Raw genomic sequence first — 9,882 nt, forward strand, 5'->3', positions numbered from 1 at the left:
GGCCCCGAGGAGGCGTTCCTCGGCGGCGGCGCGGACCACGCCGGGGGCGCTCCACCGCATGCCGAGGTCCCCTTCGACGGTGCGGGCCCGCCACAGGGTGCCGGCGACCTCCTGGCTGGGGCCGCTGCCGCGCTCGTCGGGGGTGAGCACCGAGTACACGTCGGTGGTGGCGCCGCCGACGTCGACGACGGCCAGGTCCCCGCCGAGGGCGTCGGCGAGGACCTCCACCCCGGTGAGCACCGCGTCGGGGGTGGCGGCCCGCACGAGGCGGGCGAAGCGGCCGCCCCGGGACAGCTTCTTGCCGCCGATGACGTGCCGCAGGAACACCTCCCGGATCGCGGCGCGGGCCGGCGCGGGGGTGAGCACCCCGATGCGGGGCAGCACGTTGTCGGCGGCGGTGACCGGCACTCCCGCCGCGGCGAGCAGGCCGTGCAGGTCGTCACGGACGTCGGTGTTGCCGGCGAGCACCACCGGCACCCGCCAGCGCGCCCGGGCCAGCCGGGTGGCGTTGTGGGTGAGCGTGTCGGCGTCGCCGCCGTCGGTGCCGCCGACGAGCAGCACCACGTCGGGGCGGGCGGCCCGCAGCGCGGTCAGGTCGGCGGCGCCGAGCCGCCCGGCGGCCACGTGCACCACGTTCGCGCCGGCGGACAGCCCGACCCGACGGCCGGCCTGCGCGGTGACCAGCGGCTCGTAGCCGATGACGGCCAGCCGCAGGCCGCCGCCGGCCGACGAGCAGACGTACCAGGGCAGGTCCCGGGCGGGGAGCCCGGCGGTGGCGGCGCCGACGGCGGCGTCCAGGCCGTGCAGCACGTCGGTGCCGACGGTGGTCGGTGCGGCCGCCGCGGCGACGAGCCGGCCGCCGTCGAGGTCGACGACCGCCGCCTTGGTGTACGTGGAGCCGACGTCGGCGCAGACGGCGAGGTTCACGGGGAGCCGTCCTTCGTTCGCGACCGCGGGGCTCGCAGACCCGGCTCGCTCCTCGCGCTCACGCCGCTGGGGGTACGACCACCGTGCCGGTCGCGGTGACCGCCACGATCGGCTCGGCGAGGACCTCGGCGGCCGACTCGCTCTTGTCCGGGCGGCCCCGGCAGACCACCCGGGCGGCGAAGTCGATGGTGCGGCTGCGGGTGCCGACCCGGGTGACGGTCGCCACCACCTCGAGCACGTCACCGGCCTTCATGGGCGCCGTGAACTGCACGTCGGAGTAGGAGGCGAACAGCCCCTCGTCGCCGTCGGTGCGGATGCACACCTCGGTGGCGACGTCCCCGAACAGCCCCAGCGCGTACGCCCCGTCGACGAGGTTGCCCGCGTAGTGGGCGTGGGAGTACGGCACGTACCGGCGGTGGGTGACGGTGAGGCCGACGCGGGGGTCGCTCATGCTCTCGCCTTCTTCTCGGTGATCAGGGCGTGGACCAGGTAGCTGGCGACCTCGCCGGGGGTGGTGCCGCGGCCGAAGATCCGGTCGACGCCCAGCTCCCCGGTCATGGTCTCGTCGAAGCGGGGCCCGCCGACGATGAGCAGGGGGCGCTTCCCGGCGGGCATGGCCTCCCGGAACGCGGCGGACATCTCGCGGGTGTTGTGCAGGTGCGCGTCGCGTTGGGTGACGACCTGGGAGACGAGGACGGCGTCGGCCTTCTCCCGCCGGGCCGCCTCGACCAGTTCGGGGACGCTGACCTGCGCGCCCAGGTTGGTGACCTTGAGTTCGCGGTAGTACTCCAGGCCCTTCTCCCCGGCGATGCCCTTGACGTTGAGGATGGCGTCGATGCCGACGGTGTGCGCGTCGGTGCCGATGCAGGCGCCCACCACGGACAGCTTTCGCCGCATCCTCTGCTTCACCACCGTGTTGACCTCCTTGGCCGACAGCAGCGGGAAGTCCCGTTCCACCACCTGCACCTTGTCGAGGTCGACGAGGTGGTTCACCCGCCCGTAGACGACGAAGAAGGTGAACCCGTCGCCCATCTGCTTGGCGTGCACCAACATCGCCGGGTCGATGCCCATCTTGTTGGCGAGCTGCACCGCGGCGCCCTCGGCGCGCTTGTCGTGCGGCACGGGCAGGGTGAACGACACCTGCACCATGCCGTCGCCGGTGGTGTCCCCGTACGGCCGGACGATCTTCCTCTCCGTCATGCCGTGCTGGCCGGGCATGCCCTCACGGCCCTCGCTTCGCTCGGTGCGTTCGCTCATGCCGCCTGCTCCAGGATGTCCGTGGCGGGGTTGTAGTAGTCGGCCTCGTGCTTCGCGACGCCGTCGAGGCCCTTGCCGCGGTCCGCGGGCCGTTTCATGATCCCGAAGGTGCCCTCGGCGATCGCGGTGAGCAGCGTCTGGTCGCCGATGCGGTCGAGGAGGTCGACGGCCTCGCCGAGCACCCGGTGGGCGCGCTGCTGGATGAACCCGCCCGGGGCGGGCACGAAGTCCTCGTGCAGCCCGCCGGCGGCGCCCAGCACGTAGCGGACGTTCTGCAGGGCGATGTCCCGGTCGGACAGCCACGGGGTGACCACCGCCTCGGTCATCATGCCGACCAGCAGGATGCCCTGCCCGGTCATGGTGCCGACCAGGTTGAAGAACCCGTCGAGCAGGTTGCCGCGGAACACGTCGCCGGTCATGTGCTTGGTCGGCGGCATCCACTTCAGCGGCGCGTCGGGGAACAGCTCGCGGGCCAGCAGCGCGTGCGCCAGTTCGAGGCGGAACGACTCCGGCAGGTCCGGGTTGATCTCGAACGCGTGACCCAGGCCGAGCTGCCAGTCGGCCAGCCCCGCCTCGTGCGCGAAGTACTCGTTGAGCAGCTGCGACACGGTCACCGTGTGCGCCTCGTCGACGGCGTCGGCGGTGGTGAGGTAGTTGTCCTCGCCGGTGTTGATGATGATCCCGGCGCGGGCGTGCACCTGGCGGGAGAACCGCTGGTCGACGAAGGTCCGGATCGGGTTGATGTCGCGGAACAGGATCCCGTACATGGAGTCGTTGAGCATCATGTCGAGCCGTTCCAGGCCGGCCAGGGTGGCCATCTCCGGCATGCACAGGCCCGACGCGTAGTTGGTCAGCCGCACGTACCGGCCGAGTTCCTTCGACGACTCGTCCAGCGCCGCCCGCATCAGCCGGAAGTTCTCCTGGGTGGCGTAGGTGCCGGCGAAGCCCTCCCGGGTGGCGCCCTCGGGCACGTAGTCCAGCAGCGACTGCCCCGTGGAGCGGATCACCGCGATGATGTCCGCGCCGGCGCGGGCGGCGGCCTGCGCCTGCGGGATGTCCTCGTAGATGTCGCCGGTGGCCACGATCAGGTAGATCCACGGCCGCTGCTTCGGGTCCCCGTACCGCTTCACCAGGCGGTCCCGCTCGGCGCGGCGCCGGTCGATCTGCCGCACGCCCGCGGCGACCGCCCTCCGGGCGGCCCGGCGGGCGGAGGTGGCCGCCTTGCCGGTGGGCTGGGTGAACCGCACCGACCCGGCGGCGGCCTTCTGCGCCAGCAGCGTCACGTCGGCGATCTGCTCCCGGGCGAGGGCGTCGAACACCGGCACGGCCACCCCGTGGCCGAGACCGACGTCGGCGACGACCGCGTCCACGAGCCGGTTCACCCACGGGATGCCGTCCGGGTCGGCGCCGGTCACCCCGGCCAGCCGCAGCACCGCCCGTTCCACCGACACGGTGGTGTGGCTGCGCGCCAGATCCACCACCGGCTGCCCGGCGCGGCGCGCCAACTCCCGCGCCCGCGCCACCAGCGCCGGATCCAGCCCAAGCTTGCCTGTCACTGAGAAGTGCCTTCCTGATAGATCACGTCACCGCGCAGCACCGTGGCCCGGCACACCGGCAGTGGCGTCGGGTCGTCCGCGCCGCGCGCCTCCGGGTCCTCGGCCTGCAGCACCGGCAGGCCCCGCTCCACCCCGGCCGGGGTGTCCCACACCGCGAAGGTGGCCGGGGCGCCCAGCGCGAGGACCCCCTCGTTGTCCAGGTGCACGGCCCGCCACCCGCCGCGGGTGTGCGCGGCGAACGCCGCCCGCACGCTCATCCGCTGCACCGGGTTGTGGTGCGCCGCCGCGGCCCGCACCGACCCCCACGGGTCCAGCGGCGTCACCGGCGAGTCCGACCCGAACGCCAACGCCACCCCCACCCCGTGCATGGCGCCCATCGGGTTCGACTCCAACGACCGGGCCAGGCCCAGCCGCGACTCGTACATCCGGCCCGCGCCGCCCCACAGCCGGTCGAACGCCGGCTGCATCGACGCCACGATCCCGTACTCGACGAATCCGGCGATCAGCCGCTTGCTCATGATCTCCGCGTGCTCGACCCGGTGCCGGGCCGCCCGCAGCCGCTCCACGCCCAGCTTCTGCGCCGCCTGCGCGAACCCGTCCAGCACCGTGCCGATCGCCGCGTCGCCGATGGCGTGGAACCCGCCCTGCAGCCCGTGCGCCGCGCAGTCCAGCAGATGGTCACGGACCTGCTCGACGGTCACGTAGCCGTGCCCGCACGCCCCGGGCTCCCCGTCCAGGTACGCCGCCGACACGTGCGCCGTGCGCGACCCGAGCGCCCCGTCGGCGTACAGGTCCCCGCCGGCGCCGACCGCGCCCAGCTCCCGGGCCTTCGCCGCGCCCAGCAGCTCACCCCAGTACCCGTACACCTCGGGCACGCCGGCGCCGGAGATCGCCAGCAGGCCGGTGAAGTCGCTCTCGTCGGAGGTCCCCGGGCCGCCGCACTCGTGCACCGCGGCGATACCCAGCGACGCCGCGTGCCGCAGCGCGGTGCGCTGGGCCGCCACCCGCTGCGCCGCCGTGACCGAGCCCAGCGCCGCGGCCCGCACCACGTGGTGGGCGTCGCGACGCAGCCAGCCCGACGGGTCGTAGCCGGCGGCGGCCGCCGCGTCCGGGCAGGCCGCCAGCAGCGCCGTCGACACCAGCGCCGAGTGGATCGACGCCTGCGACAGGTACACCCGCCGCCCCCCGGCCGCCCGGTCCAGCGCCGCCGCGTCCGGCAGGGCCGGCTGCGCCCAGAACGACTCGTCCCAGCCGTGCCCCAGCACCACCGCGTCGCCCGGCAGCGTGGCGGCGAACCCCGCCACGGCGTCCAGCAGCTCACCGGCGGAGCGCACCGCCGACAGGTCGAGCCCGGACAGGGCCAACCCGGTGTCGGTGGCGTGCACGTGCGCGTCCACGAACGCCGGCGTCACCAGCGCCCCGCCCAGCTCCACCACCCGGTCGGCGGCCGGCGCGTCGGCGTCGGCGCCCAGCCAGGCGATCCGCCCGTCGCGCACCAGCAACGCCGTCGCGCTCGGGTCGGCCGGACAGTGCAGCACTCCGCCGCGGTACAAGGTCGAGGGGTTCGTCATGGCGTTCAGTCTGCCGCCAGGCGGGCCTCGAACAGACGACGCACCCCCGGCTCGGCGCGCAGCAGCTCCAGCGCCAGTTCGGCGTGCCCCGGCACGTACCCGTTGCCGACCAGCATGGTCACGTCCGCGGCGAGACCCTCCGCGCCCAGCGCCGCCGCCGCGAAGCTCGTCGCCATCGAGAAGAAGATCACCGTGCCGCCGTCCTCGGTCGCCAGGACCGCCCCGTGCTCGCAGCCCGGCACGTCCACGCAGACCACGGTCACGTCCGCCGGGGCGCCCAGCGCGGTGGTCACCGCCGTGGACAGGCCCACCGGGTCGCGGGCGTCGGCCAACGCGACCACGTCGGCCAGCCCGGCCGCGTCGAGCGCGTCGCGCTCCGCCGCGACCGGCACCACCCCGACGGTACGGCCGGCGCCGGCCCGCCGCGCCGCCGCCAGGGACAGCGAGCCGCTCTTGCCGGCGCCGCCGATCACCGCCACGGTCACCGGACGCCGGTCGTCCTCGCGGCGCCGGCGCGCCACCTGCTCGGCCACCACCCGCGCGGTCAGCGCCGGCGCCCCGCACACGTCCAGCACCGCCAGGGACAGCTCCGGGTGCAGGTCGCCCGGCAGCACCGCGGCGATCGACCGGGCGAACAGGATCGCGTACCCGTCGCAGGGCACCTGCTCGCTGTGCCCGTCCCAGCGGGCCAGCCCGTCGAGGATCGTCAGCGGGGTCAGGGTCAGCGACACCAGGGTGGCCACCCGGTCGCCCGGCGCCAGCCCCAGCGGGGACCGCTTCCCGGCCTCCTCCACCCTGCCGATGAGCATCCCACCGGAGCCGGTGACCGGGTTCTGCATCTTCCCCCGGGTCGAGATGATCTCCAGCACCTCGGCGCGGACCTTCTCGCCGTCGCCGCCGTGCTTCTCCGACAGCTGCCGGAAGCTCGCCGCGTCCAGGTTCAGCCGCTCGACCCGGATCCGCACCTCGTTCGCCGCGATCCGCGGGTCGGCGTCCAGCCGCCACGCCGCCTGCGGCAGCACCCCCGCCGGTTCCACGACTCGGTGCAGACCCACCGGTGACGTCACGCCGACCCCCTATGTCCAGCCGCCCGAACCCCTGGCCAGGGGTCGCGTCGCGGGAAAACTTCCGGCAGACTAATTTCTTCACCGGATATTTTCCAGTAGCCTTCGGGATCGTTGATCACCGCACCACATGACAGGAGGGGCCGTGACCCAGACCCAACCGGTTGAGACCATCCCTCAACCCCGTCACGCCCCGGTCGCCGTACCGACCGCCGGGCAGCCGTACGAATACCGCCGCAGCCCCCTGGTCGAACCCGACTGGACCCGCTTCCCCGGCTGGCGCCACGTCACCCGCGAGCAGTGGGAGAACGCCCAGTGGCAGCGGGTCAACTGCGTCAAGAACATCAAGCAGCTGCGCACCGTCCTCGGCGACCTCGTCGACGAGACCTTCTACGCCGACCTCGAGGCCGACCAGAAGGCCCTGGCCACCATGTCCATGCTGGTGCCCCCGCAGATGCTCAACACCATGGTGCCCTTCGAGCCCATGACCACCGAGGCGTTCCTCGCCGACCCGGTCCGCCGCTACATGATCCCCGTCGCCTCCGACCGGCGCACCGACTGGCCCTCACACCCCTACGCCAGCCGCGACAGCCTCCACGAGCACGACATGTGGGTCGCCGAGGGCCTCACCCACCGCTACCCCACCAAGGTCCTCGCCGAACTGCTCTCCACCTGCCCGCAGTACTGCGGCCACTGCACCCGCATGGACCTCGTCGGCAACTCCACCCCCGCCGTCGACAAGCTCAAGCTCACCCTCAAGCCCGTCGACCGCTACGACGCCCACATCGCCTACCTCAAGGCCCACCCCGGCGTCCGCGACGTCGTCGTCTCCGGCGGCGACGTGGCCAACGTGCCGTGGAAGAACCTCGAGTCCTACCTCATGCGGCTGCTCGAGATCGAAACCATCCGCGACATCCGGCTCGCCACCAAGGCCCTCATGGGCCTGCCCCAGCACTGGCTCCAGGCCGACGTCGTCGAGGGCCTCGAACGCGTCGCCCGCACCGCCGCCCGCCGCGGCGTCAACCTCGCCATCCACACCCACGTCAACCACCGGCAGTCCATCACCCCGCTGGTCGCCAAGGCCGCCCAGACCGCCCTCGACGTCGGCGTCCGCGACGTCCGCAACCAGGGCGTGCTCATGCGCGGCGTCAACGCCACCAGCGCCGACCTGCTCGACCTCTGCTTCGCCCTCCAGGGCGAGGCCGGCATCCTGCCGTACTACTTCTACATGTGCGACATGATCCCCAACGCCGAGCACTGGCGGGTCCCCGTCTGGCACGCCCAGCAGCTCCAGCACGACATCATGGGCTACCTGCCCGGCTACGCCACCCCGCGGATCGTCTGCGACGTGCCCTTCGTCGGCAAGCGCTGGGTGCACATGCTCACCGAGTACGACCGCGAACGCGGCATCTCCTACTGGACCAAGAACTACCGCACCTCGATCGAGTCCGCCGACCTCGAAGCGCTCAACAAGCGCTACGCCTACTACGACCCGATCGACACCCTGCCCGAAACCGGCCAGGCCTGGTGGACCGCCCACCGCGACGACTGACCGCCGCACCACCCCGCACCACCCACGTCGCCCCCGCGCCCCATCCGGCCGCGGGGGCGACGCGCACGCGGAGTCCTCGAAAAAAAACCGCCAGAAAAAATCCCGGTGGCATGTCGAGAACCCCCGGCCGGCTCCGTCCCCGAAGCGAACACGGCCACAATGGGCCGGACCACACAAGGAGACGACGATGGCCAAGTACCTTCTGCTCAAGCACTACCGGGGCGCGCCGGCGGCGGTCAACGACGTGCCGATGGACCAGTGGACGCCCGAGGAGGTGTCGGCCCACATCCAGTACATGAACGACTTCGCCGCCCGGCTCGAAGGCACCGGCGAGTTCGTCGACGGCCAGGCCCTCTCCCCCGAAGGCACCTTCGTCCGCTACGACGGCGAGGGCCGCCCGCCGGTCACCGACGGCCCGTTCGCCGAGACCAAGGACCTCATCGCCGGCTGGATGGTCATCGACGTCGACACCTACGAGCGCGCCCTCGAACTGGCCGGCGAGCTGTCCGCGGCGCCCGGCGCCGGCGGGAAGCCCATCCACGAATGGCTCGAGGTGCGCCCGTTCCTGACCGCGCACCCGACCACCACGGACTGACCCACGGTGGACGAGGCCCTGCTGCGGACCCTCACCCCCACCGTCATCGGCGTCCTCGTCCGCCGCGGAGCAGACTTCGCGGCGGCCGAGGACGCCGTCCAGGACGCCCTCGTCGAGGCCGTGCGCGGGTGGCCGGACGACCCGCCGCGAGACCCCAAGGGCTGGCTGGTCACCGTGGCCTGGCGCAAGTTCCTCGACGCCGTCCGCGCCGACGACTCCCGACGGCACCGCGAGGCACGCGTCGACGGCGAACCCACGCCCGGCCCGGCCGAAGAGGCCGACGACACCCTCCAGCTGTACTTCCTCTGCGCGCACCCCTCCCTGACCCCCGCCTCGGCCGTCGCGCTCACCCTGCGCGCCGTCGGCGGCCTCACCACCCGCCAGATCGCCCAGGCCTACCTCGTGCCCGAGGCCACCATGGCCCAACGGATCAGCAGGGCCAAACGCACCGTCTCCGACGTCCGCCTCAACCAGCCCGGCGCCATCGACACCGTGCTGCGCGTGCTCTACCTGGTCTTCAACGAGGGCTACTCCGGCGACGTCGACCTCGCCGGCGAGGCGATCCGGCTCACCCGCCAACTCGCGGCCAGAACCCACCACGAGGAGGTCGCCGGCCTGCTCGCGCTCATGCTGCTGCACCACGCACGCCGCCCGGCCCGCACCGGCCCCGACGGCAGGCTCATACCCCTCGCCGAGCAGGACCGCAGCCGCTGGAACACCCGCCTGATCGCCGAGGGCGTCGACGTGCTCCAGACCGCCCTCGCCCGCGACCGCCTCGGCGAGTTCCAGGCCCAGGCCGCCATCGCCGCCCTCCACGCCGACGCCCCGACCGCCGAGGAGACCGACTGGGTGCAGATCGTCGAGTGGTACGACGAACTGGTACGCCTCACCGACAACCCGGTGGCCCGCCTCAACCGGGCCGTCGCGGTCGGCGAGGCCGACGGCCCGCGGGCCGGCCTGGCCGCCCTGGCCCAGCTCGACCCCACCCTGCCCCGCCACACCGCCGTCGCCGCCTACCTGCACGAGAAGGACGGCGACCCGGCGACCGCGGCACGCCTCTACGCCCAGGCCGCCCGATCGGCGCCCAGCCTCCCCGAACGCGACCACCTCACCCGACAGGCCGCACGGCTCAACGCCCGGCTGCGCCGCTGAGCGCCCGGCGGCAGGGACCGCGTCAACCCCGCGGCGCGTACATGATCACGGCCACCCCGAGCAGGCAGATCGCCGCGCCCGCCACGTCCCACCGGTCCGGCCGGAACCCGTCCACCAGCACACCCCACACCAACGACCCGGCCACGAACACACCCCCGTACGCGGCCAGGATCCGGCCGAAGTGCGGATCCTGGCCGCGTACGGGGGT

At 73.4% G+C, this 9,882-nt stretch carries 10 protein-coding genes; 3 read left to right on the forward strand and 7 right to left on the reverse strand.

Annotation, left to right across the window (positions count from 1 at the left end):
* The 6 genes from ACW0Q9_RS25480 to kdd form a co-directional block, all read right to left on the reverse strand.
* On the reverse strand, positions 1 to 927 hold a 927-nt coding region (locus tag ACW0Q9_RS25480), incomplete at its 3' end, for a glutamate mutase L (RefSeq protein ID WP_456185474.1).
* A gap of 58 nt (positions 928 to 985) precedes the next feature.
* Positions 986 to 1,378, reverse strand: coding sequence for a 3-aminobutyryl-CoA ammonia lyase (kal, locus tag ACW0Q9_RS25485; RefSeq protein ID WP_387114058.1), 393 nt, complete (start codon positions 1,376 to 1,378; stop codon positions 986 to 988).
* Positions 1,375 to 2,127 carry a lysine 5,6-aminomutase subunit beta gene (gene kamE, locus ACW0Q9_RS25490; RefSeq protein ID WP_456185489.1) on the reverse strand — a complete coding sequence of 251 codons (753 nt, stop codon included), beginning with the start codon at positions 2,125 to 2,127 and terminating at the stop codon, positions 1,375 to 1,377. The genes kal and kamE overlap by 4 nt, the downstream gene beginning before the upstream one ends.
* Positions 2,128 to 2,180: 53 nt before the next feature.
* A complete protein-coding gene (gene kamD, locus ACW0Q9_RS25495) occupies positions 2,181 to 3,740 on the reverse strand; it encodes a lysine 5,6-aminomutase subunit alpha (RefSeq protein WP_456185477.1) in 1,560 nt (519 codons plus the stop codon).
* Positions 3,737 to 5,311 (reverse strand): amidohydrolase, encoded by a 1,575-nt coding sequence (locus tag ACW0Q9_RS25500; RefSeq protein WP_456185479.1) that lies wholly within the window; start codon positions 5,309 to 5,311, stop codon positions 3,737 to 3,739. The genes kamD and ACW0Q9_RS25500 overlap by 4 nt, the downstream gene beginning before the upstream one ends.
* Positions 5,312 to 5,316: 5 nt before the next feature.
* Complete coding sequence (gene kdd / locus ACW0Q9_RS25505; protein WP_456185481.1) at positions 5,317 to 6,378, reverse strand: L-erythro-3,5-diaminohexanoate dehydrogenase; 1,062 nt, start codon at positions 6,376 to 6,378, stop codon at positions 5,317 to 5,319.
* Positions 6,379 to 6,520: 142 nt separating this feature from the next.
* Between kdd and ACW0Q9_RS25510 the strand changes: the two genes are divergently transcribed.
* From ACW0Q9_RS25510 to ACW0Q9_RS25520, 3 genes are all read left to right on the forward strand, one after another.
* Complete coding sequence (locus ACW0Q9_RS25510) at positions 6,521 to 7,927, forward strand: KamA family radical SAM protein (RefSeq protein ID WP_355639303.1); 1,407 nt, start codon at positions 6,521 to 6,523, stop codon at positions 7,925 to 7,927.
* A gap of 187 nt (positions 7,928 to 8,114) precedes the next feature.
* Complete coding sequence (locus ACW0Q9_RS25515; protein ID WP_456185483.1) at positions 8,115 to 8,522, forward strand: YciI family protein; 408 nt, start codon at positions 8,115 to 8,117, stop codon at positions 8,520 to 8,522.
* A gap of 6 nt (positions 8,523 to 8,528) precedes the next feature.
* Positions 8,529 to 9,674: an RNA polymerase sigma factor gene (locus ACW0Q9_RS25520; RefSeq protein WP_456185485.1), complete on the forward strand. Its 1,146-nt coding sequence runs from the start codon at positions 8,529 to 8,531 to the stop codon at positions 9,672 to 9,674.
* A gap of 22 nt (positions 9,675 to 9,696) precedes the next feature.
* Here ACW0Q9_RS25520 and ACW0Q9_RS25525 read toward each other — a convergent pair.
* On the reverse strand, positions 9,697 to 9,882 hold a 186-nt coding region (locus ACW0Q9_RS25525; RefSeq protein WP_456185487.1), incomplete at its 5' end, for a YnfA family protein.

It is taken from the genome of Micromonospora sp. I033, assembly GCF_053890995.1.

What these genes read in the sequence shown, in the direction of transcription:
- kal (WP_387114058.1), bottom strand. Translation starts at nt 1,378, where the DNA reads ATGAGCGACCCCCGCGTCGGCCTCACCGTCACCCACCGCCGGTACGTG.
- kamE (WP_456185489.1), bottom strand. Translation starts at nt 2,127, where the DNA reads ATGACGGAGAGGAAGATCGTCCGGCCGTACGGGGACACCACCGGCGAC.
- ACW0Q9_RS25500 (WP_456185479.1), bottom strand. Translation starts at nt 5,311, where the DNA reads ATGACGAACCCCTCGACCTTGTACCGCGGCGGAGTGCTGCACTGTCCG.
- ACW0Q9_RS25515 (WP_456185483.1), top strand. Translation starts at nt 8,115, where the DNA reads ATGGCCAAGTACCTTCTGCTCAAGCACTACCGGGGCGCGCCGGCGGCG.